This is a genomic window from Agrobacterium sp. AGB01 (assembly GCF_014851585.1).
Lineage (GTDB): Bacteria > Pseudomonadota > Alphaproteobacteria > Rhizobiales > Rhizobiaceae > Agrobacterium.
The window spans coordinates 144723-169352 of the sequence record NZ_JACVAB010000001.1 but is presented as its reverse complement, the minus strand read 5'-3'; the positions used below and the strand labels follow the sequence as shown (position 1 = coordinate 169352).

Sequence of the window (24630 nt, the reverse complement as noted above, 5' to 3'; positions counted from 1 at the left end):
AATATTTCATCAATGGCTTGTGCCAAACTGACGTGACAATACCAAGCTACAACAGCAGACGCTGATGAAAGGTCGTTTTTAACATATTGAAATTGAAGGAAGAAATGGCGCACCCGAAGAGATTCGAACTCCTGACCCTCAGATTCGTAGTCTGATGCTCTATCCAGCTGAGCTACGGGTGCGTAACGCGAAGACTTGTTTTGCTTGCGTGGCGATCCTCTAAAACGTCCTCTGACTGAATGCAAGCGCTTTTCGTCATAAATTTGCATTTTAAGCCTTTATGCGGTGCAAAAACTTTGAAAAATCGACAGAAAAATTCCTAAAATATATTTAATTACAAAGACTTATACATTTTACCGCCCAGACAAAGATTTAATTGAGCCATAAGAGAGGTCTTTCGTCTTTATCTTTTCCTTATGTCGTGGCGACAAATTCCCAATCGAAACCTGACCTGATGCGGCTCTACCCTTTAGCCATATCAACAGGAGAACCTGACATGTCCGACCTCATCTTTGTGGGAGTGGGCTTCGGCACCCTACTGGCTCTGGCGCTTTATGCCCGCGCCCTCGACAGGCTTTGAAGGGACACACCATGATTGAAGCCCTTTTCGGCCTTCTCGTCGCTCTCGCCCTCGGCGTTTATCTCGTGGTCACGCTTTTGCGGCCCGAACGCTTCTGATTCTACAGGAGATTCTCATGACTATTATCGGGTGGCTGCAAATCAGCCTCCTTTTCCTCGCCGTGCTTATCACCATCAAACCCCTTGGCCTGTACATGGCTCGGGTCTTTTCAGGTGAGCGCACCGTTCTGTCATCGATATTCGGACCGCTGGAACGCGGTCTCTACACCACCGCCGGGGTTAACCCCAGCAGGGAACAGGGATGGCTTGGCTATACGCTGTCCATGCTTGTGTTCTCGATCGCAGGTTTTGTGGTGCTTTATGCAATCTTGAGAGGCCAGGCCTATCTGCCGTTCAACAGCCAGGGTTTTGCCGGCATGGCCCCTGATCTTGCCTTTAACACCGCCGTTTCCTTTGTTACCAATACCAACTGGCAGAACTATGCTGGTGAAACCACGCTCAGCCATTTCAGCCAGATGGCCGGTTTGACGGTACAGAACTTTCTTTCTGCCGCCACCGGCATGGCGCTTGCCATGGCGCTGACACGTGCCTTCATCCGGTCCAAGGTATCGACGCTTGGCAACTTCTGGGTCGATATGACCCGGGCCACTCTCTACATATTGTTGCCTATCGCCGTACTGGTTGCGATTGCTTTTGTTGCCATGGGTCTGCCGCAGACGCTTCAGGCCGCTGTCAATGCCACGACGCTCGAAGGTACCCAGCAGGTTATCTCGCTGGGTCCAGTCGCATCGCAGGAAGCGATCAAGCAACTCGGCACCAATGGCGGCGGGTTCTTTAATGCTAATGCGGCGCATCCATTTGAAAACCCGACCACCTACGCCAACTACCTGAACATGTTCGCGATGCTGTCGATTTCTGCAGCGCTGGTTTACACCTTCGGGCAGATGGTCGGGAACCGCCGTCAAGGCTGGGCGCTGATATCGGCCATGGCGGTGCTGTTGATCGCAGGGGTTACCGTCACCTACTGGGCGGAAGCGCAGGGCAACCCGATTATGACCGCCCTTGGCGTTGACCCCTCTCTCGGTAATATGGAAGGCAAGGAAGTCCGTTTCGGACAGGCCATGACGGCGCTGTATGCCGCCGTGACAACCGGCCTGTCTGACGGTGGCGTAAACGGCATGCATGGCTCGTTCACCGGACTTGGCGGATTGGTGCCAATGTTCCTGATCCAGCTTGGTGAAGTGTTGCCCGGCGGTGTTGGCTCCGGTCTTTACGGAATGCTGGTTTTTGCCATTCTCTCGGTTTTTGTGGCTGGCCTGATGGTGGGTCGTACACCAGAGTTTTTGGGCAAAAAGATCGAAAGCCGGGAAATGAAATTTGCCATGCTGGCAGTGCTGATACTGCCCCTGGTCATTCTCGGTTTCACCGCCGTGTCCGCCATGTTGCCCTTTGCGGTGGCAAGTGTCGGAACCGCAGGTCCGCACGGACTTTCGGAAATTCTCTACGCCTACACGTCGGCAACCGGCAACAATGGCTCGGCCTTCGGAGGCCTCAGCGGCAATACCGTCTGGTACAATACGACATTGGGGATCGCCATGTTGCTTGGTCGTTTTGCCTATGTCGTGCCGGTCATGGCCATTGCCGGATCGTTGGTCAGCAAAGTCAAAGTGCCAGCATCGTCAGGCACATTTCCGACCAATGGCCCGCTGTTTGTGTGCCTACTGGTCGGCATCATCCTCATTCTCGGTGGTCTGCAGTTTTTCCCTGCGCTCGCACTCGGCCCTGTTGTCGAGCACCTTGCGATGCTTGCCAACCAGAGCTTCTAAAGGAATACATCATGTCAAAGGACCATAAAGCTCCTGGACTTTTCGACCCTGCCATTGTGCTGCCAGCGATGCGCGACGCTTTTATCAAGCTCGACCCACGTCAGTTGGTGCGCAATCCCGTAATTTTCGTGACCGAGGTGGTTGCGCTGGTGGTGACCCTGCTGTTCCTGCGTGACCTTGGCTACAACCCCTCCCAGGCAACTTTCTCCGGCCAGATCACCGCATGGCTGTGGTTTACGGTACTGTTCGCCACCTTTGCGGAATCGGTTGCTGAAGGCCGAGGCCGGGCCCAAGCCGACAGCCTGAAAAAGACAAAATCCGAACTGGTTGCCCGCAGATTGCTTTCGTCAGGCAATACGGAAACCGTGCCTGCCACGAACCTCAAAGTTGGCGATATCGTCATCGTTTCTGCCGGGGAGCTTATTCCCGGCGATGGTGACGTGATTGAGGGCGTGGCTTCCGTCAATGAAAGCGCGATTACAGGAGAATCGGCGCCGGTGATCCGCGAATCCGGTGGCGACCGTTCAGCCGTGACCGGTGGCACACAGGTCCTGTCGGATGAAATCCGCATCCGGATTAGCGTTGCTCCCGGATCCAGTTTTGTCGATCGCATGATTGCGTTGATCGAAGGCGCCAAACGCCAGAAAACACCAAATGAGATTGCGCTTTCGATTCTGCTTTCGGGTTTGACGCTGATCTTCCTGTTCGTGTGTGTCGCGATCTGGGGCCTGGCTGGTTATTCCGGCACCGTGCTGTCGGTTACCGTACTTGCCGCACTGCTTGTCACGCTGATTCCGACCACCATTGGCGGCCTTCTGTCAGCCATTGGCATTGCCGGCATGGACCGACTGGTGCGCTTCAATGTCATCGCCACTTCCGGCCGTGCTGTGGAAGCCGCAGGAGATGTCGACACGCTGCTGTTGGACAAGACCGGCACCATCACCTTCGGCAACCGTATGGCCAGCGATTTTCTTGCAGCTCCCGGTGTCAGCCAGACCGAGCTGGCAGAGGCTGCGCTTATGGCCAGCCTTTCCGATGAAACACCGGAAGGCCGCTCCATTGTGGCGCTTGCGAAAGGTGAATTTGGTATTGCCGCGCCAAACAGCACATTTGACAATATCATCCACTTCTCTGCGGAAACGCGCCTGTCCGGTGTCGATATCGGTCAGCGCCGGTTGCGCAAGGGAGCTGTTGATTCCGTCCTCAAATTTGCAGGCGTGAGCGAGGTCGCAGCCCCCGCCGCATTTCGCCAGTCCGTGGATGCTATTGCGCGCAGCGGTGGCACGCCACTGGCCGTGACAGACGGGCAACGTTTGCTTGGTGCCATCCACCTCAAGGATGTCGTCAAACCCGGGATCAAAGAACGGTTTGCCGCCTTGCGCGCCATGGGCATCCGCACCGTGATGGTCACTGGCGACAACCCCGTGACTGCAGCGGCCATTGCCTCTGAGGCCGGTGTCGATGACTATCTTGCGCAGGCAACGCCGGAGGATAAACTTTCCTATATCCGGCGCGAACAGGAAGGTGGTCGTCTGATCGCCATGTGTGGCGACGGTACCAATGATGCGCCAGCACTGGCGCAGGCCGATGTCGGCGTGGCCATGCAGACCGGCACCCAGGCGGCGCGTGAGGCAGCCAATATGGTTGACCTCGATTCCAGCCCGACCAAGCTGATAGAGATCGTTGAAATCGGCAAACAGCTGCTGATGACCCGCGGCTCCCTGACCACCTTTTCCATTGCCAATGACGTGGCGAAATATTTCGCCATTATCCCGGCGCTGTTTGTGGTGACCTATCCGTCACTCGGTGCGTTGAACATTATGCAATTAGCGTCGCCGCAGTCGGCCATTCTGTCAGCGGTGATCTTTAACGCACTGATCATCATCGCACTTATTCCATTAGCGTTGCGGGGCATCAGCTATCGTCCGGCTAGTGCCGCCGTGCTGCTGCGCCGCAATCTGCTGATCTACGGCTTTGGCGGTCTTCTCCTGCCCTTTGCCGGCATCAAGATCATCGATCTCACCATTACAGCTCTCCATCTGGTGTAACCATGTTGAACCATATTCGCCCTGCCCTGACATTGCTGTTTGCCTTGACGGCGCTTACCGGTCTTGCCTACCCGCTCGCCATTACCGGCATTGCGCAAGCCATTTTCCCTGGTGAGGCCAATGGCAGTCTTGTCGAACACAACGGAACCATTGTCGGCTCTAAGCTGATCGGCCAGAATTTTTCCTCTGACAAATATTTCTGGCCACGTCCGTCTGCGACAGGACCGGATGCCTATAATGCGGCAGCCTCTTCCGGCTCCAATCTCGGCACGACGTCCATCAAACTGCGCGACCGCGTTGCTGCAGATGTTGAAAAACTCAAAATTGCCGACATAGGCATGCCGGTACCGGCAGATGCTGTCACGACATCCGGGTCGGGCCTCGACCCCCACATCTCGGTGGACTATGCCCGCGCACAGATCCAGCGTGTTGCCAAGGCACGTGGTTTACCGCCACAAACCGTGGCGGATCTCGTCATCACACATCTGAAAGGTCGTGACCTTGGTTTCATCGGCGAACCGCGTGTAACTGTGCTAGAGATCAATATGGCGCTCGATTCCCTGAAACCGTGAGGCACCGCATGGCGGATACTGACCGCAACCCTGTGCGCAGACCAGATCCGGATGCCTTGCTTGCCCTTGCGGAGAAAGAACGCAGGGGCAAGCTGACCGTTTTTCTGGGTGCTGCACCCGGCGTCGGCAAGACCTACGCAATGTTGTCGCGGGCACGACGGCTTAAGGCCGACGGTTGTGATATCATGGTGGGGCTGGTGGAAACCCATGGGCGGAGTGAAACAGCCGCCCTGATCGATGGGCTCGAAATCCTGCCGCGTATCCGGGTTGCTCATCGTGGCCGCATGCTGGAAGAGTTTGACCTGGATGCAGCTCTTTCGCGTCGGCCACGCATTGTTATTGTCGATGAGCTGGCCCACTCCAACCCGGATGGCAGCCGGCACCCCAAGCGCTACCAGGATATTGAAGAGCTAATTGCTGCCGGCATTGATGTCTGGACGGCAATGAACATCCAGCATCTGGAAAGCCTTGCCGATCTGGTGGCGCAGATTACCGGCGTGACCGTACGGGAGCGTGTGCCTGACACCGTGCTGAAACGGGCCGACGATGTTCTGCTGGTCGACTTGCCACCAACAGAACTGATTGAGCGTTTAAAGGAGGGCAAAGTCTATCTGCCCGATAGCGCCAGCCGGGCGGTGGATCGCTTTTTCCGCTTGGGAAACCTGACTGCACTGCGTGAACTGGCGCTGCGCCGAACCGCCGACCGCGTTGACGACCAGATGGTCGACTACCTCAGGCAAAATGCCATTGAGGGACCTTGGGCCACTGGCGAAAGGTTGATAGTCTGCATCGGCCCCGATGATCTCTCGGAAAAGGTCATTCGTGTCGCCAGCCGTCTGGCATCCGGTCTCAATGCGCCATGGATCGTCGTGTCTGTCGAACGCGCCGACCGAGAGGTCAGCAGTGCCGAACATTTCCAACGCATGGAGGCACTGTTCAGACTGGCTGAACAGCTGGGCGCTGAGACACAACACATTATCGGTAGCGACTTTGTAGAAGAAATCCTCAAATGCGCTCGTAGGGAACATGCAACGCAAATCGTCATCGGCACCGGGCAACTTCGCGGTTGGGTCAAATTTGGGGCGCTGTCACTGCATGAAGCATTGTCACGGCGCGCCGCAGGGCTTGGCATCCATTTGGTCACACCTGAACGCAGCGAAAAACGCGATCGGAAATTGCGTTTCCGGTTGCCAAATCTGGTGGCGCTGCGGCAATCAGCGCTGTTTGCTGTAGGCTTTACGCTGATAACGACGGCCAGCGCGCTTGTTATCGACCGCTTCATCGAACTACCCAACATCTCCTTGTTATTTCTGCTTGCGGTTCTCGGCGCGTCCGTCACAGGCGGTTACATGGCTGCTTTTCTTGCCGCGCTGATGTGCACGCTGGCTTACAATTTTTTCTTCATCGACCCGTTCCGTACCTTCACCATTTCCACACCGCATGAAGTGTTTGCGCTGTTCATATTTTTGGCGGTTGCGATGATTGCCGGTGGTTTTGCCTCTCGTATCAAAGAGCAGGCCTCCGTCGCGCGTGTGCGGGCCACGGCCTTGCAGTCGCTCTACGATTTTTCACGCAAACTTTCGACGACCGCCAAGGCCGATGACGCCATCTGGCTGGCGGTGTCGCAGTTGCAGGCCAGCCTCAAGCGCAATGTCGTTTTGTTGCTGCCCGACAACAACGACGTCAAGGTTGCTGCCGCATGGCCCCCGGATACGGAACTGGATATCACCGATCTGACCGCAGCCCGCTGGAGCCATGACAAACAGGAAACCGCAGGCCACGGCACCGGCACGCTTCCCAACAGCCGTTTCGAGTTTCGTCCCTTGCGAGGACCACATGGCGTGGTTGGCGTGTGCGGTGTCGAACAAATCAGCGAGCGTCTACACATCAATGAAGAACGTGCGCTCTCGGCCATTCTCGACCAGACAGCAATCGCCCTGGATCGCGCCCGGCTTGCAGAAGAAAGCGTCACGCAGGCGGCCAAGCTGGAGGGTGAGAAATACCGTGAAGCGCTGTTGTCTTCGATATCGCATGACCTGAAAACGCCGCTTGCCACCATCACCGGTGCGGTGACCAGCCTGAGGGAACTGGGCGACAAAATGCCGCCGGAAAGTCGCGATGATCTTCTGCAATCCATTGAGGAGGAAGGCAGCAGAATGAGCCGTTTTGTGGCCAACCTTCTCGACATGACCCGTATTGAGGCCGGGAATCTCAAACCGCGTCATGACTGGATTGATGTTTCCGACGTGGTGCATGCCTCCGCCGAACGTATCCGCAAATACTTCCCCGATCGCGTGATCGAAACTGGCATTGCCGCAGACCTTCCTCTGATCGAAGGCGACAGCGTTTTGCTGGGGCAAGTTCTATTCAACCTTTTGGACAATGCGGTAAAATATGGAGGCAAGGAACCAGTCTACATTTATGCTCGGCGTGATGGACACGACGTTCTGGTGTCGGTGACTGACCATGGCAAGGGAATTCCACCAGAGGATCTGGACCGGGTGTTTGAGAAATTCTACCGTCGTGGAAAACCGGACGGACGCGCCGCGGGTACTGGGTTGGGGCTATCCATTGCACGTGGTTTCGTGGAATCTATGGGCGGCCACATCCATGCCGAAAGTCCGGCCGTGAAGAAAAAAGGAACGCGCATTGTCATGCGTTTTCCGGCGGCCAAACATAAGAAAGCCTACTGACCGAGATGACCGTGACGATTGCCAATATCCTCGTTGTCGATGACGAACCGCAGATACAGCGTTTCCTGAAACCGGCACTGATGGCGGTAGGCTACAGTGTCATTGAAGCCGGGACCGGAGCGGACGCCCTAAAGGCCGCGGTAACGGCTGCCCCTGACCTGATCATTCTCGATCTTGGATTGCCAGATATGGATGGCAAGGAAGTGATTGCCAGCCTGCGTGGGTGGTCGGATATTCCGATCATCATTCTTTCTGCCCGCGACCGCGAAAATGAAAAGATTGCGGCACTTGATCTCGGCGCAGACGACTATGTTGAAAAACCCTTTGGTATCGGCGAATTGACGGCCCGTATTCGCAATGCACTGCGACACCGCGGCCAGAAGGCGGACGCCATGCCTTCAGTTTTCGAGGCCGATGGTCTGGTGCTGGATGTGGTGAAACGAACCGTGTCGCGCGGTGAGCAGCCCATAAGGCTGACACCAAAGGAATACGACCTGCTGACCCTGCTCGCCCGCCATGCCGGGCGGGTTGTGACCCACAAGACCCTGCTGACCTCCGTCTGGGGACCGGCTCATAGCGACGACCTGCATTACCTGCGGGTGTTCATTGGCCAACTGCGCCAAAAAATCGAACAGAACCCAGTCAATCCGGCAATTATCAGGACCGAACCCGGTGTGGGTTATCGGCTGGTTGCAGATCAGGAATAATTCCTGGCCGCGACTTGGGAGTGACAGATTGCTAACGACATCTGGCGCTTCAAACCCAAGTTCGAAGCGCCATGCGAGCGCCGCCGGGGACGAGGCAGCGCTGCTGTTCAGACCTGATTACTTCAGCTGAGCCTGGACCTTGCTGATGGCGGCAACGGCGCAGGCTTCATCGAACTGGCCGCCTGGAGCACCACCAACACCGATTGCGCCAATGGTTGCGTTGCCAACCTTGATCGGCATGCCGCCGGCCAGAACCAGAAAACCGTCGATCGAGGCAAGTTCAGCAGCGGTTGGGTTCTTGGCAATGTTTTCTGCCATTGCGCTGGTTGGCATGCGAGATGACGACGAAGTGTAGGCCTTCTGGCGCGCCGCTTCCGGGGTGTGGGAACCAGCATGGTCAGCCCGCAAAAGCGCACGAAGTACACCGGCGCGGTCAACAACAGCAGCAGAAACATTGTAACCCTCAGCCGAGCAGGCTGCGACAGCTTCGCGTGCAATGGTGCTGGCCAGTTCCATCGAGATATTCTTTTCTTCGAGAACTTGGGCGGAAGCAGCCGAGGTCATAACGGCGGCAGCGGTAGCGGCGAGAAGAATGCGCTTCATAGTCGGGTCTCCTTAAAACCATGTCTCGAAAGCTGCTTGCTTTCTGACGCCGGTTTTAACGGCAGCCCGGGTTTGATTGAATCCGCGGTTCCACAGGTCCGCCTAGGTATTTCTACCGAGTGGCAGCGGCAACAGTCAGTCGCACGAACTCCGCCACCGAACTGGTTCCGAGTTTTTCAGCAATATTGGCCCGGTGTGCATCTATGGTGCGGGCGGAGATATCAAGGGCGCTGGCGATATCCTTGCTGGAAAACCCTTGGCAGACGAGATCAAGCACCTCTCGCTCCCGGCTGGTCAGACTGGCCAGAAGACCTATGGCTTCTTGTCTTTCCAGTGTCGTCTGCAAAAGACCTTGTGCCGACTGGATCGCATCGAGCAGTATATCCTCATCAATCGGCTTGCTCAAGAAGTCGCTGACACCGGCCTTGAACGCACGGCGGCAGGCGTTCACATCACCATGACCTGTTATCATGATAATTGGCCAGTCGATGTTCCGTTCAGTCAATTTCTGCTGCACCTGTAAGCCGCTGATCAATGGCATGCGCAGATCAAGCAACAATATACCGGGCTGCCTTGTTTCAACATGCGCCAGAAAGGTGATGGGGTCGGCAAAGGTCTCCACCTGCATGGCGTAGGTTGAAAGCAGCAATGACAGCGCGTTGCGCACAGCTTCGTCATCATCCACCAAATAGATGCGTGTTGCCGTCAAGCGCCTGTCTCCCGTGTTTGAACCGGCAGCCTAACAATGAAACAGGCTCCGCCAACGGCATTATTTTGCGCTTCGATCTGTCCACCGACACGCTCGACCAATGTCGAACACAACGCCAGCCCAAGCCCCATGCCATCCTTTTTGGTGGTAAAAAACGGCTCGAAAAGATGTGGCAACACCTTATCGTCAATGCCGGGGCCGTTATCGCGGATGTCTATTCTTACCCAATCACCGTCCCGCATCGTTTCAATCGTGATCTCCGGCCCAGCACCATTTAGCTTTTCAAGACTGTCGGCAGCATTGCGGATGAGGTTGTTAAAGACCTGCTCAAGTTCGACCGGATCGGCCATCAGCAGCGGTAAATCGGCACCGAGCTCCCATTGCAGCGCGATATGGCGTTTGTCGAGCTCGGCGCGCATCAGCTCAACCGTGTCGGCGACAACCCGGTTGACCTCAACCCCGACCGGTCTCGGCGGCCGATTGCTGATATAGTCGCGCATACGCTTGAGCATATCGCCGGCCCGTCTTGCCTCACGCACATTGGACGCTAATGCCGTCTTCAAAAGGGTGTTGTCGATACCCGCTTGCTCCAGCAAACGCTCGGCAGCGCGGCTCTGGCTCATCAAAGCGGTCAAGGGTTGTGCGAGCTCGTGGGCAATGCCCGATGCCAGTTCACCAAGCGAATTGACTCTGGCGGCGTGGGCAAGGCGCGTTTCACGCGCCAGCAGTGCGCTACGCTGTTCTGCCACAAGCGCTGCTGCCTGCAGGCGTTGTGCTTCCCGCCTCTGCCGTATGATGTAGGCGAGCAGTAAAAGCGCGGCAAGACTGATGGCGGCCACCACAGCAAGCGAAACGAAATCGACGAGGTCAAACACCGAAATCGGACGTTCCATAGTCAGCAACAGAGGCTGCGACCGGCTGTCGATCATGCGGCTGAACGACGGCATAGACAGCCAATTGGATCTCTGATGTTCGCTGACACGTTCCATGACCACTGTGCCGTTCAGTTGCAGCCGCATGGTCAGCCAGGCCGGTACTTCTTCCAGATCCACCAGCCTTTGCGGATCGATCTGCAGCACAATGGAAAGGGCCGGGTTGGTGTCACTCACCTTCTTGGTCAGCAGGTAATTGTCGCCAAGCGACGGAGACACATAACTTTTCCCCTCACCGGCCTTTTGCGCAAATATAGCGCTGGTAATTGTTGCGTAATCCGCAACCCTGGCATTTTCCGGAACCGACATTACCTGTCGCACATCCGTGACAGCAGACACCTCCTGCCGTGACAGTTCAACTTCCTGAATAGCGGTGATGCGAGGATAAAAGTGAATGATGCTCTCGCTGACCTGTGACAGCGGCTGTATCTGCCCACCGTCACCTGCGAGGATGAGCGATACCAGTGTCGTCAGATGTGCATCATGTTGTGCCACGCGCTGAGAAATCAGACGGTGCAGAAGAAATCCCGCATCATTCAGCTCATCAGTGGCCCGTTTGAGGGAAATATTGACGGAAACAGCGACATAAAGACCGACGCAAACGAGCCAGACAGCAAGAATGCTGATTATCCATTTCAACCGGGAATACGTGCCTTTTACCACCTATGCACAACCCCTCATGCGCGACATTGGTGACAGCATAGGGCATAAAGTGAACGGTTCATCAAGTGTCTGCCGCCAGCAATCATGCTCACGGCAGATTGATCCGACACGTCAAGCCGAGATATATCTCTGCCTTTTTAAAGGCTGTAAGACGGTGGAGTGAAAACAAGGGAGTGCTTAGATTGTTGAGGACATGGCCTTTCATGCAGAGATCACTGAGGCTGATGATCCGGGCAATCGCTCTCTATAGCGTAATGGCGGGAGCGGCAATGGCGGAGACAAAACCAGATCTGTTGGAACTCGTGCGGCGCGGTGACCATCCTGCCATCGCATCGGCAATCAAGGCCGGTTCTGCATTGGAACTACGCGATGCGCGTGGCCAGACTGCGTTACTGATTGCCACCCACGCCAATGATGTCGAGTCGGCGAAAATGTTGATCGAGGCGGGAGCTGACGTCAACGCGAAGGACGCTATTCAGGACAGCCCCTATCTCTACGCCGGTGCGCGTGGGCACCTGGAAATTCTGCGATTAACGCTTTCGCATGGTGCTGATCTGAAAAGCACCAACCGCTATGGTGGAACGGCGCTGATACCAGCCTCGGAACGCGGTCATGTCGAGACAGTGAAAACGCTGATCGACGCAGATGTTGATATCGACCACGTCAACAACCTCGGATGGACCGCACTGCTTGAGGCGATCATTCTGAGCGATGGCGGCCCAAAACATGTTGAAATCGTCAAACTGCTTGTCGATGCAGGTGCCGATAAAAATATCGCCGACAATGATGGCATAACACCGCTTCAGCATGCGCAAAGCCGGGGTTATCGGCAAATCGTCGATATTCTCGAAAGCAAATAATACTGGTGGTGGCACACGCCAACACGTTGGAGAATGGCATAAGGTGAACCTGCTGTCCTTGTCCGGCCTCGTTACTGAGGCGGGCAAGGACAGCTAGCCGCAAATCTGCTTGAGAAGATCAGGCGGCCTTCGTCAGGTCACCATGAGGGTCCAGCACATATTTTACTGCCGCGCCCTGATCAAAGTTTTCATAGCCCTGCGCGGCGTCATCAAGCGAAATGATTTTTGCATTGACGATGTCGGCGATTGGCAGCCGGTCGTGAAGGATGGCTTGCATGAGCTGACGATTGTATTTCAGCACGGGCGTCTGGCCAGTGTGGAAAGACTGCGCCTTCGCCCAACCAAGGCCCAACCGAAGGGACAAGCTACCCTTTTTGGCGGCATCATCGACCGCACCAGGATCTTCCGTCACATAGAGGCCCGGAATGCCGATGGAGCCTGCTGCACGGGTGATCTCCATCATCTGGTTCAGAACGATGGCTGGCTGTTCGCCGCCCGAATGTCCGCGGGCTTCGAAGCCGACGGCATCAATGGCGCTATCGACCTCATCCGTTCCTGTGACCTGTGCGATCATCTCACCGAGGCGATCACTCTTCGACAGATCGATGGGCTCGAAGCCAACCTTGGCAGCATGGGCAAGGCGCTCCTTGTTAAAATCGCCGATCATTACGACCGCTGCACCGAGAATGCGCGCTGACGCCGCTGCTGCGAGACCCACCGGACCGGCGCCTGCTACATAGACGGTCGATCCGACACCAACCCCGGCTTTCACCGCACCGTGAAAACCAGTGGGTAGAATATCGGACAACATTGTGAGATCGCGGATTTTCGATAGAGCTCTTTCGCGATCCGGAAATTTCAGCAGATTGAAATCGGCGTAGGGAACGGTGACGTAACGGGCCTGGCCACCGATCCAGCCGCCCATGTCAACATAGCCATAGGCACCGCCCGCGCGTGATGGATTTACGGTCAGGCAGACGCCAGTATCTTGCGACTTGCAGCAGCGGCAGCGACCACATGCGACGTTGAACGGTACCGAGACGATATCGCCGATTTCCAGCATCTCGACATCGACGCCCTTCTCGATGATCTCACCAGTTATTTCATGGCCAAGGACAAGACCTGGCAAGGCCGTCGTGCGGCCGCGCACCATGTGCTGATCGGACCCGCAGATATTGGTAGAGATGACTTTCAGGATGACTCCATGCTCGATCCGACGACCGTCCGGTGCCTCGAGCTTGGGATCGTCAATATCTCTCACCTCGACCTGGCCCGGCCGCAAATACACGACACCTCTGTTTCTGCTCATTCCCATTCCTCCTCTGGGTTTAGATTCGAAACTGTTGCTGCTCGGCTGGCAATTCTTTGGACACGGCAGTTCAGCCGGGTTCAAAACCTTTTCCTCCACGAAAAGATTATGCCAGATCGGCAGTACAACTCAGCCCTGCCAGCAGAACATCAACCTATCTCATCGACTGCCGTGAGAACGACATGGAGAGACGAAATGGCGACGAAGGTCGATTAACGACGGGATCGAACTTATGTATCGGCTGTCGCAACCATTTCGTACGTCAAATTTGCCGACGACGCTCCCGTGACGCGATCTTAACACATAGCGCGTGACGATAAATACAGATCAGTTTCGACTATTATTTGATAATAAGGGAAATGCCTTATATTGAAGGCTGTTATGGCGGAGAGGGTGGGACAATCCGCCAGATAGCCGCGCGATACCCGCTTTTCCAAGGCCTGCGATAAAGCCCCAACTACGCTACGGAAATTGCGATACCCGGTGGTGTACCGCAAGCGATACCCCATCGCAAGGACCGCATTCCAACGCACGTTTCCATGATCAAAATCAGGTCCTCACCTTGAACCCGGCGGAGGTTCCCCTCAGCTTCCCCACGACGAATCTCCCGAGCTTCGGAACGAGTCGCTTGTCTCGATCCGATCGCCTACGGCGACCGCTCCTCTCGATAAGTCGCGTGGCCCCGCGTTTCGGTGACAGTCTCATGGGCCGCTCAGAAACGGCTGCGGCCTGCGGCATCCCCCTTGGAGGGGCATGCCTCTTCCGAGCATGGCGACCCATGCGACAGTCAACCTCAGCCTGATCGCCGTGCCATCCTGAATCACGTTAACATCTTCGACGCCGTGTTTCCGGGAGCATACAAATCATTTCCGATCGACCTGGGCTCAATACTTTGAACTTGCTATAAAAGTCAGGTTTTCAACGAGTTAAGGAGAATTTTGATGGAGTCGAAGAAGACCCTCATTCGCGGCCTCGCAATCGACGTCATCGTTGTCGAAACGATGCACACAGATGCCGTCGGGACACTCTTCTACATCGCGATGATCTATGTCCGCCATCGTCGGACTGGTGCGCAGCACCTTGTCCAAAGGACCCGCATTCCGAACTCGGGACAAGCCCTTGCCCGCGACGTCCAACGCAACGGCATTCGCGCATTGGAAGCATTTAAGAAAGCCTCGTGAACAGAAGAAAGGACACCAACATGAAGCACACCGTAACGATCGAAGAATGGGCTGGAAAGGTAGCATTCGTGACAGAGGCGACCGCTTCCGATGGCCGTTTCCTCTCCCTCTATACCGCCCCCCTTCCAGCCGACCCGTGGGGCCGCTGGGTTTATACCGTAGACACGAACATCGAGGCGGGCGACCGTGAGCTCCGGCCTGTGGCGCTGAACATCGCCTACGGCAAGGAATCGGCATTTTCAGCCGCCCGAGGAGGATGCCCGGCAGTGGCTGCACCCCACGACCCGGCTGAAGGCCGTCTCATAACGTCATGCAACCGGATGGATAAAGACACCACCCGAGGGGCCAGAAGCGCTGTATGCCCCCTCAAAATGCATTAGGAAGTGGACACCGGGGCCGATTGGCCCGTTTTCATGTACGCTGGCCCTAGCGATCGGAATTGCCATCCTCGCCATCGACATATTCCGATCGGTTAGTATCAAAGCCGTCTTCCTCTCCCGAAGGCATTGGCATCAGTCAATAGGCGCCCTCGCGCAATCTGACAGAAGCAAACGTTTCACCTTGCCGCTTGCGGAATTCACGCGGCGAACGCGCATATCCAGCTTGTTGGGGGCGCCGACGTTACTCCCGTGAAGGGACCACGTTAACAACGCGAGACTTCCGACAGCGAAGTCGCCGCCCGGTCTCATTGGGACGATACGTTCAAACTGATCAACGTAAACACGTGAATTTCGCGACATTGAGTTGTAACGTGTGACATTTCCTCGCAAAACTTCCAGCCCGACGGCTTCGTCGCGAGTATTTACCCAGTCTTTGGTACCGTCATCAAACTTAACCAATTCCTGCTTCGTGGAACCTATAGAGATGGTACCTATCGTTCCATCGGCTCCGATGGGGCGGTGCGCGTCCTGAAGGCTTCCTTCAAGGACTTCGGCCAACTCATCGAAATCCACAGGAGGATGTTTCAGAGGTGGGGGGTCTTTCCTTTCGTATAATTTTCGAAGGCTCGTGGTCTCCGGTTCCGCATCGAGACTTCCCGTCGCCCGCTTGAATGCGGTCTTCAAAAAGTCATACAACATCGGCCCCCCAAGGGCCGCCGCAATTCCGGTGGTTGCTGGATAGGCCTCAATAAGGATTATCAACTCAAATATGAAGCTGCCTTGACGAGCAGGCTTCAATAGAATCGAGGCGTTTTTCAAGGCTGTCGCCCGAGTAGTGATTTCTCCCGTCATGTAGGCATGGAGGGCAATATGAACGGCCCTAGTAATTCCATCGATAGATGTCACCCCATCGTAGCCCGGAAGCGCATTTTGATCCGCTAACCCACCCTCGTATCGAATTTTCAATTTATGCTCAGCTAATATAGCCATTAATCCCCCCGCAAGAATCGTAACAATACTTGCGAAGAATTCGGCTACTGGTCACGGTATGTCAACCTAAACGGGATTGACGATTTTTCTGCGTTTCATGTAGGCGCGGCGCGGCTACCCGCGACGTCCAGAAGCGCGTTCTCAGAGCATTGGAATCCTTCAGGGCGATAGCGTGAAATGCGAGACCCTTTAATTCTAAAATCGCGGTCTCAGTGCTGGGCCAGGCGTCCCGGCGTCGTCGGTCGCTCCCGAGGAGGATATCGCGCTCGTCTGACGCTCAAGCTCCCAACGTAGCGCCGCCATCATTGCCCGGTCCCGGATTTCCTGTTGCGGACGGTCATGACCGACGATGCGTAGGGCGATCCAGTCTTGAGTCTTAATCATCTCCCGTAGCCACTCCAGTGCCTCTAGGGGAACGCGCTCCTCAATCATGATCCGCGCGCGATCCTTGGCGGATCTGCGGTTCAGATCCTTGACCAAACGACTCCATGAAGGGGGAGGCTTTGGTCGATTGACAGGATACCAACTTGCTTCAAGTCCGCGCTCTCGGGCCCATGCTTCAGCTCCAAGCTCATAATCTGGCGGAGGCATCCAGCGATCACTGCGGAAATAATTTCCGCGTCGCGGAAGCGCCGAAGCGTCCCTCTCCGGAAGCAGCGCCAGCACCGACGACAATAGGCCGAGCAGTTGGAGCATAGTTTTCGCAGTCGGATCGCGTCGCCGCCGTTTGGCAACATCCCGGCGCATCCAATCCACGCAAGTTCGACGCTGTTCCCGTTTCTTTAACACCCGATCCATAGATATTTCTCCAAACCTTTGGACAGGATGAGGCCAAGCAGGGACCGGCGCAAATCTCTGGCGTGGGAGATATGGGGGATGAGAACGAATGCGGCTAACAGACCTGGAAACGACAATCGAACTTCTAGTCGAGGCAAATGCCAACGTCGACGGCGCAAGGGATCGTGTCGCTGGGCGCTATGGGATACAGAAGTCTGTAATCACTGATCGAGTGAAGAGGACCGAGGAGTTTTTTGGCACTCCACTATTTGGCGGGCCGCAAAGGAAGGAGCCGACTGAGGCCGGGAAACTTGCCGGGCGTTATGGACCTCGCTTGCTAGATGAAATCGAATACTTCGCGCAAATGATTCGAGACGAAGCTGAAGAAAAGTAGTGCCCACATTTCTTGTTAGCAAAAGTTGTAATGCGTTTGGAATCACACAAGCCGAGCTTGTACTACTCCTTCTCATTTGTTCTTATCTCGGCGAATCGAATTGAGGTTTTCATGACGGCCTATACTCCCTACCACGGAAAGTTCTTTGCGCATCGCATCATGCTTGAAGGAAGAAGCGACGAGGCATTCGCGAAATCTCTTTCTACGGCACGGGTCGACATGAAACCGCATCAGGTGGAAGCCGCTCGTTTCGCACTCCACTCGCCGTTGTCCAAGGGCGTCATCCTCGCGGATGAGGTAGGTCTAGGAAAGACCATTGAGGCCTGCCTTGTGATCGCACAGAAGTGGGCAGAGCGTCGCCGCAATGTCCTGCTCATCGCCCCGGCCTCGCTGCGAACACAATGGCAACAGGAATTGCAGGAGAAGTTCTCTCTGCCGAGCGTCATCCTCGACTCCAAAACCTATCGCGACGCCGTCAAGAACGGCCAGCGCGCGCCGTTTGATAACGAATCCGCAATCATCATCACGTCGTATCAATACGCAGCCGCCAACTCCGACCATATCCATCGTATCGGTTGGGACCTCGTCATAATCGACGAGGCTCATCGTCTGAGAAACGTCTACAAGAAGAACACTTCGGCGCAGGCGAAGAGGTTAAAAGAGGCTCTGTCCTCTCGTTTTAAGGTGCTGCTGACTGCAACGCCCATGCAGAATTCGTTGATGGAGCTCTTCGGGCTCGTGTCGATGATCGACGACAACTTCTTCGGTGACGAGCAGTCCTTCCGAGTTATGTACGGACGCGGTACCGACAAGCAGTCGCTGATTTCCCTTCGACGTCGAATGGCACCTCTCTACAAGCGCCACCTGCGACGTGACGTGCAAGCCGCTGGCCACGTCAATTACACCCGACGTCTTGCCGTGACTTTCGACTTCGAGCCCCATAGCCTCGAGGAGCAGCTTTACGAAGGGGTTTCAAGCTACCTTCAGAAGACCGATTCCATTGCTTTCGGCTCGAAGCCGAATCAGCTCGTTCTCATCGGCGCACGCAAAACGCTCGGTTCATCCATCGCAGCGATCGCGATGTTTCTTGAGAATGTAATCTTAAGATTGAAGCGCAACCAGGTGGTGACAGAAGCAGTCGTTGAGGACATCGATGACACGGCAGAGATCCAGGAAGAGATAGCGGATGCCGCGACCCTGGCCGATTCTGCAGACGGGTCTACTGAGGACGTCTCTGAAGAGGATCGGCCAGAAATCGACTCGAAAAAGCTCGCTGCAGAAATCTCCGAACTGGAGGGTTATCTTGCGCTTGCAAGATCGATCGGTTCGAACTCCAAGGGAGAGAAGCTCATCAGCCGACTCCCGGAAGTTCTTGACGAAGTCGTGGCTCGTGACGGAAAGCGCAAAGCCGTCATCTTCACCGAGTCCGTTCGTACGCAGAACTACCTCTATGAGATCCTCTCCCAGAACGGGTACTCTGGCCAAATTGCGCTCATGAATGGGTCCAATAATGATCCGGAGAGCCAGAAGATTTACAAGGACTGGCTGAAGGAAAAGCAGGGAACCGACGCCGTTTCGGGATCGAAATCCGCCGACATGAAGAGTGCAATCGTCAGTGCGTTCAAGTCAGATGCGAAGTCTATCCTGATCGCAACGGAGTCAGGCGCCGAAGGCATCAACCTCCAGTTCTGCTCATTGCTGATCAATTTCGATCTGCCCTGGAACCCGCAGCGCGTCGAGCAGCGCATCGGTCGATGCCATCGATATGGGCAGAAGATCGATGTCACCGTCGTCAATATGCTGAACCGGAAAAACCAGGCCGAGCGCCGAATCTATGAACTTCTAAGCAATAAGTTCAGGCTGTTCGAGGGGCTTTTTGGAGCCAGCGATCAGGTCCTCGGCGTCATCGAATCCGGCATCGACTTCGAGAAGAAGGTGCTTGCAGTCGTTCAATCCTGCCGGACCGAAGCCCAGGTGAACGAAGCCTTTCAGAAGCTGGAGGCAGAGCTTGAAGATCAGATCAAGGCGGACATGGCGGAGACGCGGCAGCAGCTCTTTGATCTCTTCGACGCCTCGATCGTCGACATGCTGCGCCAGCGTGGGGGAGAGATAGAAAGGACGATGTCCGAATTCGAACGTCGTCTATGGCTCCTCGCTCGTTCAGAACTCCCGGAGGCGACATTCAGCAACGAGGGTATCCCATCGTTCAAGCATGCCGGAAAAACATGGTCGACGGTGTGGCCCGAGGCAGATTATAGGGGGTGGCAGTTCTTCCGTCTCGGCGACGGCACCTTGGCCGACGGCCTCGTAAGGGAAAGCCTTTCCCGGCCGCTGCCTGACGCGAAGCTACACTTTGACTACCAGTCCTACCGTGAGGAAGGTCAACCGAAGCTGTCTGACATTGAAGCGCACGTCGGGAAGCGCGGATGGATGCGGGTATCTTTGCTCCGTGCCGAGACAGCAATGGGTTCACGGGACAGCCTCGTCCTGGCAGCAATTACGGATGACGGAACCGTACTCGCTTCTGAAACAGCAGAGCGCTTCTTTCAACTACCAGCCGTCGTCGATGTCGTTGATGCGGAATATCCGACAAGCGCGATGGCGAGCATCGACGACGCTGCTTTGAAAGCCGCGCAGCAGGCCGCAGAAGACGAGAACGTCAAGTGGCTCGATGAAGAGACGATTAAGCTGGAGGCCTATGCCGAAGACCTGGAGCGCGCCAATGATCTGCGTGTGAAGGAATTGGACGTCGAAGCGCGGGCAGCCCGGAAGGCGTTGCGAGGCAACCAATCCGTCGCCTTGGCGGACAAACTCATCGAAGAGCGCCGGATCAAGAGACTTGAGGAAGAGAGAGATGAGTTGAAGCTCTCCACGTTCAAAACCCTCAAGGAAATCCGCAAAGAAGTGAACGACAAGCTAGACGAAGTGGCGGCCAAGCTGGCCATTACGCCAAACGTGACGCCGGTAATGACGATCCGGTGGGAGATTGCAGCATGAGTAAGAAGACGCGCCTTGAACTTACCTGGATTGGTAAAGATGAGCGCCCGAAACTAGAACCGCGCATCTTGCTTGAGGATGGCGCGTTGTCCCGTCACGCAAAAGCGAGACGATCTGATGACGACATTTTTGATAATATCCTCATCCATGGTGACAACCTGCTCGCTCTCAGGGCTTTAGAGGCAAGCCACTCGGGCAGCGTGAAGCTAGTATACATTGACCCACCTTATAATACCGGATCTGCCTTTGCCCACTATGATGATGGACTCGAGCATTCCTTGTGGCTGAGCATGATTGCCGATCGTGTTCGCATCCTCCATCGTTTACTTCGGGAAGACGGCTGTTTTTTTGTTCAAGCCGACGACAATGAAGCACATTACTTGAAGGTAATTTGCGATGAAATATTTGGCCGAAAGAACTTTATATCAAGTTTTATTTGGAGAAAGGTAGATAGTCCGAACGATAATAAAGTTCCGGTGACGCCTGATCACGAGTTTATATTTGGATACGCTAAGGATATATCTTCAGCCAAGCTCAATCAGCGTGCCGATGAGTCCCTCCTTCAAGCCTACCGAGGCCCGGACGACGACGGGCGCTTTTATCGTGATAGACTACTAAAGAAAAACGGAAAAAATAGTCTCCGGACGGATCGGCCTACGATGTACTTCGGCATCACCGATCCGGATGGTACTGAAATTTTCCCGACACATGATGACGGACGTGAAGCGTGCTGGGCGCTTGGCAAGGGGGCAGTCAGCCAGCTTATCGCGGAAGACAAGCTAATTTGGAAGAAGCGAGGTGAAGCAGGTTCCGAGAGGTGGGTGCCTTACACACGTGAATATGCAAAAGAGAGTCCAACTAGGCCCTATAATAGCATTTGGACTGATCTCCCGACGACTCGCCAAACGAAGTCTCATCAAAAGGAAATATTCGGCGTGGGGAATGAATTCTCGACGCCGAAGCCTGAAGAGCTGATCGAACGACTGATTTTGATGTGCACGGTCGAGGGGGACGTCGTACTCGACTCATTCGCAGGCTCCGGCACCACTGGCGCCGTTGCGCACAAATTGCATAGACGCTGGATTATGGCAGAACTCGGTGACCACGCGCTCACCCACATCGTGCCTCGACTACAGCAGGTCATCGACGGCACCGATCGTGGGGGTGTAACCGAGGCGGTCGGTTGGCAGGGTGGTGGTGGGTTCCGTTTTTACACCCTCGCACCCTCGTTGCTGACAAAGGATCGCTTCGGGAACTGGGTGGTTTCAAAAGAATACAATGCGCCGATGCTCGCTGAGGCATTGTGCAGTCATCTCGGCTTCATTTATGCGCCCAGCCACGATTCGGCGGACTACTGGCGGCATGGGCACTCCACGGAAACCGATTTCATTTATGTCACCACCCAGTCGCTGACTTACGATGCACTCAAGAAGCTATCTGAGGAAGTCGGTCCGAATCGGACGCTACTGGTATGTTGCAAGGCTTACAACGCCAAGGAAGACAGCTTTCCGAACCTCACCGTGAAGAAGATTCCTCACTCAATCCTCTCAAAATGTGAATGGGGGCGAGACGATTACTCGCTCCGTATAGCGAACCTGCCGCAAGCGTCTGTCGCTGAAGAGGCCGCTGATGTTGCTAACGATGGGAACGCCACGAAGGCCAGCAGACCGGCAGCCGCGCTGCCGCTGTTCGACAGCATGGGAGACGAGTGATGTTGCAGCGGCAGATTCATCAGATCAAGGCTCGGCTTTCCCTTCGGACGCCGCAGTCGGAGGCGCTCGACATCCTGGCCGACGTCCTTGATACCTTCGAGTTCTCGAAGAGTGCGGATTCGGTTGCTGCTTTGGAAGCGATCAAGGCCACTTATCCGAGCGTGACCGATTTCGAGCGCCTATTCCCTTCCGTGTGTTTTGCTTTGGCGACGGGCGTCGGCAAAACCCGACTGATGGGTGCCTTCATCGCCTACCTGTACCTCACTGGGCGCTCGAAGCATTTCTTTATCCTGGCTCCAAACACGACCATCTATAACAAGCTGGTTGCCGACTTCAGTCAGCAGAAATCGCCGAAGTATGTGTTCCGGGGCATCGCCGAGTTCGCTCAACTTCCGCCGATCGTGGAAACGGGTGACAACTGGGAGCGTGGCTATGCCGTGCGTGGCGACCTGCTCGGCGAGACGGCTATCGTATTCATCTTCAACGTCGACAAGATCAACAAGGAGCAGGGCCGCATTCGCAAGCTCCACGAGTACATCGGCGAATCCTATTTCGAGTATCTCTCCGGCCTGCCGGATCTCGTCCTCCTGATGGACGAGGCCCATCGCTATCGTGCAAAGGCGGGAATGTCGGCTATCGCGGAACTCAAGCCAGTTATGGGCCTGGAGCTCACCGCGACACCCCGATCGGTCGGCACCAAGTCGGTTCCGTTCAAGAACGTGGTTTACGACTATCCCCTCGGTCAAGCGATGGAAGATGGTTACGTTAAGGACCCGGCTGTCGCCACTCGCGAAGGTTTTCGAGCTGATCGTGTCACTCCGGAGCAGCTCGAACGGATGAAGCTGGAAGACGGCATCCACTGCCACGAACATACCAAGGCAGAATTGGCCATTTATGCGCAGCAGACGGGACGCAAGCTCGTTCATCCTTTCATGCTTGTGGTGGCGCAGGATACGACCCATGCCGGGGAGATTAGGAAGTTCGTCGAGTCCGACGAATTCTTCCAGGGGCGTTATAGGGGCCGCGTCATTGAGGTCCACTCCGGCACGAAAGGGGAGGAGACGGAGGAGGCCACTGCGAAGCTCGTTGCCCTGGAACACGATGCACAGACCGACATCGTCATACACGTCAACAAGCTCAAGGAAGGCTGGGACGTCACCAATCTCTACACCATCGTTCCCCTGCGAGCCTCCGCGTCTGACATTCTGACTGAGCAGACGCTTGGGCGCGGGCTGCGCTTGCCTTACGGCCAACGGACCGGTGTTGAAGCAGTCGATCGCCTCACCGTCATAGCCCATGACCGTTTCGATGACGTCATCAAGGCGGCACGCGATCCGGACTCGCTGATCTCGATCCGCAAGACGATCATTGTCGGAGGCAACGGCGACGTTTCTGATGTCGGCGCCCAGATCGTTACCGCTCCTTCGAATGTCGAAACGATGCTGACGGGTGGCTCAGGTTCATTCGAAGAATCCGAACAGAAGCCATATGTGTTCGAAACTCCCGAGGAACGGGAGGTCGCTCGTGTCACCTGGGAAGTGATCGAGCGCGAGTTCGAGCGCAAGATCAAGACAGGTATCGACAAGCTCGAAACCCCGGAGGTTCAGGCTGAAATCACGCGTATCGTGAAGGAGGTCATGGCTCCGGAACAGGGAACGTTCGAAACTTTCGAACGAAAGACCGACGTCGCCGCGACCGTCGCCAAGGTGACAAGGCAGCTCGTCATGCACACCATTTCCATTCCGGAAATTGTCGTGCTGCCGACGAGTGAGGTGAACTTCGGCTTCCATGACTTCGACCTTTCGAATCTCGAAACAATCGCCCGGCAGCCGCTGTCTGACCAGATAATGGTCCAGAAACTTCGGGATGAATCCCGCGCCTTCCTCGCTCGCACTGTCGATAGTGCAAAGGAAGAACGGTTGGAGAACTACCTGGTCCGACACCTCATGGACCTGCCTCAGATCGACTACGACACCCAGAGCGAGCTTCTCTTCAAGCTGGCCGGGCAGATGGTGAAACGCTTGGAAGCCTATCTCTCGACCCCCCCGGACGTCGAGAACGTGCTGATAGGGCACGGGAAGGATCTTGCACGCTTCGTATTCGAGCAGATGAAGGCCCACTATTGGGAAAGCCCGACAGACTACCGTGCCAGCGTCTCGCGCGGCTTCGTGATGTTGAGGCCGCAGGCCTACAACGTTCCAAGTGATACGTTCATTCGGAATTTCCGAACGCCTATCAACCTTCTGAAGGACACACCCAAATACGTGTTCGAGGGCTTCGCGAAGTGCTGCTACCCGTACCAGAAATTCCAGTCTGACCAGGAACGAGAATTCGCCGTCATCATTGAAGCCGCCAGCGAGAATTTAGTCCAGCGGTGGATGAAGCCGGGCGTCGGCCAGTTCCGGATAGAGTACTCCGCCGGGCAATCTTATGAACCGGACTTCGTCGTGGAAACCGACAAGGAAAAGCTCATCGTCGAGATCAAGGCGAAGAACGAGGTGGATGATCCTGTCGTTCAGGCCAAAGCGAAGGCGGCCCGTAAGTGGATTCATCATGCGAACAATCACGCGAAGGAAACTGGCGAGAAGCCATGGACCTATGTGCTCGTGCCGCATGACGCGGTGAAGCCCAGCGCGACGTTGGCGTCACTGGTGGCCGCTTATGCGCAGGCCGCTGAACTCATCTGACGATCAGGTGT

Annotated in this window: 16 protein-coding genes and 1 tRNA gene; 11 read left to right on the top strand and 6 right to left on the bottom strand. The window is 55.6% G+C overall.

All coding sequences use genetic code 11. The annotated features are described in order from the left end of the window. Positions 1-105 precede the first annotated feature (105 nt). A tRNA-Arg gene (locus IB237_RS00785) sits at positions 106-182 on the bottom strand. Between the two features lie 409 nt (positions 183-591). Between IB237_RS00785 and kdpF the strand changes: the two genes are divergently transcribed. The 6 genes from kdpF to IB237_RS00755 are packed head-to-tail and all read left to right on the top strand — an operon-like array spanning position 592 to position 8425. Then, positions 592-678 carry a K(+)-transporting ATPase subunit F gene (gene kdpF / locus IB237_RS26515; protein ID WP_352230564.1) on the top strand — a complete coding sequence of 29 codons (87 nt, stop codon included), beginning with the start codon at positions 592-594 and terminating at the stop codon, positions 676-678. Positions 679-695: 17 nt separating this feature from the next. After that, positions 696-2405, top strand: a complete 1710-nt coding sequence (kdpA, locus tag IB237_RS00775) for a potassium-transporting ATPase subunit KdpA (RefSeq protein WP_192486720.1) — start codon at positions 696-698, stop codon at positions 2403-2405. Between the two features lie 11 nt (positions 2406-2416). Continuing rightward, the gene (gene kdpB / locus IB237_RS00770; RefSeq protein WP_192486719.1) at positions 2417-4453 is read left to right on the top strand and encodes a potassium-transporting ATPase subunit KdpB; all 2037 of its coding nucleotides are present in this window, start codon (positions 2417-2419) and stop codon (positions 4451-4453) included. Positions 4454-4455: 2 nt separating this feature from the next. Next, entirely contained in the window at positions 4456-5025 is a 570-nt protein-coding gene (gene kdpC / locus IB237_RS00765) for a potassium-transporting ATPase subunit KdpC (RefSeq protein ID WP_192486718.1), read from the top strand. Positions 5026-5033: 8 nt separating this feature from the next. Next, positions 5034-7718 (top strand): sensor histidine kinase KdpD, encoded by a 2685-nt coding sequence (locus tag IB237_RS00760; RefSeq protein ID WP_192486717.1) that lies wholly within the window; start codon positions 5034-5036, stop codon positions 7716-7718. 11 nt (positions 7719-7729) lie between these two features. Continuing rightward, positions 7730-8425, top strand: a complete 696-nt coding sequence (locus IB237_RS00755) for a response regulator transcription factor (RefSeq protein ID WP_192486716.1) — start codon at positions 7730-7732, stop codon at positions 8423-8425. 117 nt (positions 8426-8542) lie between these two features. Here the strand turns inward: IB237_RS00755 and IB237_RS00750 are convergent, their stop codons facing one another. From IB237_RS00750 to IB237_RS26510, 3 genes are all read right to left on the bottom strand, one after another. Further along, positions 8543-9028, bottom strand: coding sequence for a heme-binding protein (locus IB237_RS00750; protein ID WP_192486715.1), 486 nt, complete (start codon positions 9026-9028; stop codon positions 8543-8545). 112 nt (positions 9029-9140) lie between these two features. Next, a complete protein-coding gene (locus IB237_RS00745) occupies positions 9141-9737 on the bottom strand; it encodes a response regulator transcription factor (RefSeq protein ID WP_192486714.1) in 597 nt (198 codons plus the stop codon). After that, a complete protein-coding gene (locus IB237_RS26510; RefSeq protein ID WP_192486713.1) occupies positions 9734-11332 on the bottom strand; it encodes an ATP-binding protein in 1599 nt (532 codons plus the stop codon). The genes IB237_RS00745 and IB237_RS26510 overlap by 4 nt, the downstream gene beginning before the upstream one ends. A 203-nt stretch (positions 11333-11535) precedes the next feature. Between IB237_RS26510 and IB237_RS00735 the strand changes: the two genes are divergently transcribed. Next, positions 11536-12192: an ankyrin repeat domain-containing protein gene (locus IB237_RS00735; protein ID WP_192486712.1), complete on the top strand. Its 657-nt coding sequence runs from the start codon at positions 11536-11538 to the stop codon at positions 12190-12192. Between the two features lie 118 nt (positions 12193-12310). On the opposite strand, the gene fdhA is transcribed toward IB237_RS00735, so the two are convergent. Next, positions 12311-13501, bottom strand: coding sequence for a formaldehyde dehydrogenase, glutathione-independent (gene fdhA / locus IB237_RS00730; protein WP_192486711.1), 1191 nt, complete (start codon positions 13499-13501; stop codon positions 12311-12313). A 941-nt stretch (positions 13502-14442) separates the two neighbouring features. On the opposite strand from fdhA, the gene IB237_RS00725 reads away from it, so the two are divergent. Next, entirely contained in the window at positions 14443-14682 is a 240-nt protein-coding gene (locus IB237_RS00725) for a hypothetical protein (RefSeq protein ID WP_192486710.1), read from the top strand. A gap of 512 nt (positions 14683-15194) precedes the next feature. Here IB237_RS00725 and IB237_RS00720 read toward each other — a convergent pair. Continuing rightward, positions 15195-16052, bottom strand: coding sequence for a hypothetical protein (locus IB237_RS00720; protein WP_192486709.1), 858 nt, complete (start codon positions 16050-16052; stop codon positions 15195-15197). Positions 16053-17334: 1282 nt separating this feature from the next. Here IB237_RS00720 and IB237_RS00715 point away from each other — a divergent pair. The 3 genes from IB237_RS00715 to IB237_RS00705 are packed head-to-tail and all read left to right on the top strand — an operon-like array spanning position 17335 to position 24619. Beyond that, positions 17335-20220: an SNF2-related protein gene (locus IB237_RS00715; protein WP_192486708.1), complete on the top strand. Its 2886-nt coding sequence runs from the start codon at positions 17335-17337 to the stop codon at positions 20218-20220. After that, on the top strand, positions 20217-21932 hold the full coding sequence (locus tag IB237_RS00710) for a site-specific DNA-methyltransferase (RefSeq protein WP_192486707.1): 1716 nt from the start codon (positions 20217-20219) through the stop codon (positions 21930-21932). Before IB237_RS00715 ends, IB237_RS00710 begins: the two co-directional genes overlap by 4 nt. Further along, positions 21932-24619 carry a DEAD/DEAH box helicase gene (locus tag IB237_RS00705; RefSeq protein WP_192486706.1) on the top strand — a complete coding sequence of 896 codons (2688 nt, stop codon included), beginning with the start codon at positions 21932-21934 and terminating at the stop codon, positions 24617-24619. Before IB237_RS00710 ends, IB237_RS00705 begins: the two co-directional genes overlap by 1 nt. Positions 24620-24630: the final 11 nt, after the last annotated feature.

What these genes read in the sequence shown, in the direction of transcription:
- kdpF (WP_352230564.1), top strand. Translation starts at nt 592, where the DNA reads ATGATTGAAGCCCTTTTCGGCCTTCTCGTCGCTCTCGCCCTCGGCGTT.
- kdpA (WP_192486720.1), top strand. Translation starts at nt 696, where the DNA reads ATGACTATTATCGGGTGGCTGCAAATCAGCCTCCTTTTCCTCGCCGTG.
- kdpB (WP_192486719.1), top strand. Translation starts at nt 2,417, where the DNA reads ATGTCAAAGGACCATAAAGCTCCTGGACTTTTCGACCCTGCCATTGTG.
- kdpC (WP_192486718.1), top strand. Translation starts at nt 4,456, where the DNA reads ATGTTGAACCATATTCGCCCTGCCCTGACATTGCTGTTTGCCTTGACG.
- IB237_RS00760 (WP_192486717.1), top strand. Translation starts at nt 5,034, where the DNA reads ATGGCGGATACTGACCGCAACCCTGTGCGCAGACCAGATCCGGATGCC.
- IB237_RS00750 (WP_192486715.1), bottom strand. Translation starts at nt 9,028, where the DNA reads ATGAAGCGCATTCTTCTCGCCGCTACCGCTGCCGCCGTTATGACCTCG.
- IB237_RS00735 (WP_192486712.1), top strand. Translation starts at nt 11,536, where the DNA reads ATGCAGAGATCACTGAGGCTGATGATCCGGGCAATCGCTCTCTATAGC.
- fdhA (WP_192486711.1), bottom strand. Translation starts at nt 13,501, where the DNA reads ATGAGCAGAAACAGAGGTGTCGTGTATTTGCGGCCGGGCCAGGTCGAG.
- IB237_RS00725 (WP_192486710.1), top strand. Translation starts at nt 14,443, where the DNA reads ATGGAGTCGAAGAAGACCCTCATTCGCGGCCTCGCAATCGACGTCATC.
- IB237_RS00720 (WP_192486709.1), bottom strand. Translation starts at nt 16,052, where the DNA reads ATGGCTATATTAGCTGAGCATAAATTGAAAATTCGATACGAGGGTGGG.
- IB237_RS00715 (WP_192486708.1), top strand. Translation starts at nt 17,335, where the DNA reads ATGACGGCCTATACTCCCTACCACGGAAAGTTCTTTGCGCATCGCATC.
- IB237_RS00710 (WP_192486707.1), top strand. Translation starts at nt 20,217, where the DNA reads ATGAGTAAGAAGACGCGCCTTGAACTTACCTGGATTGGTAAAGATGAG.
- IB237_RS00705 (WP_192486706.1), top strand. Translation starts at nt 21,932, where the DNA reads ATGTTGCAGCGGCAGATTCATCAGATCAAGGCTCGGCTTTCCCTTCGG.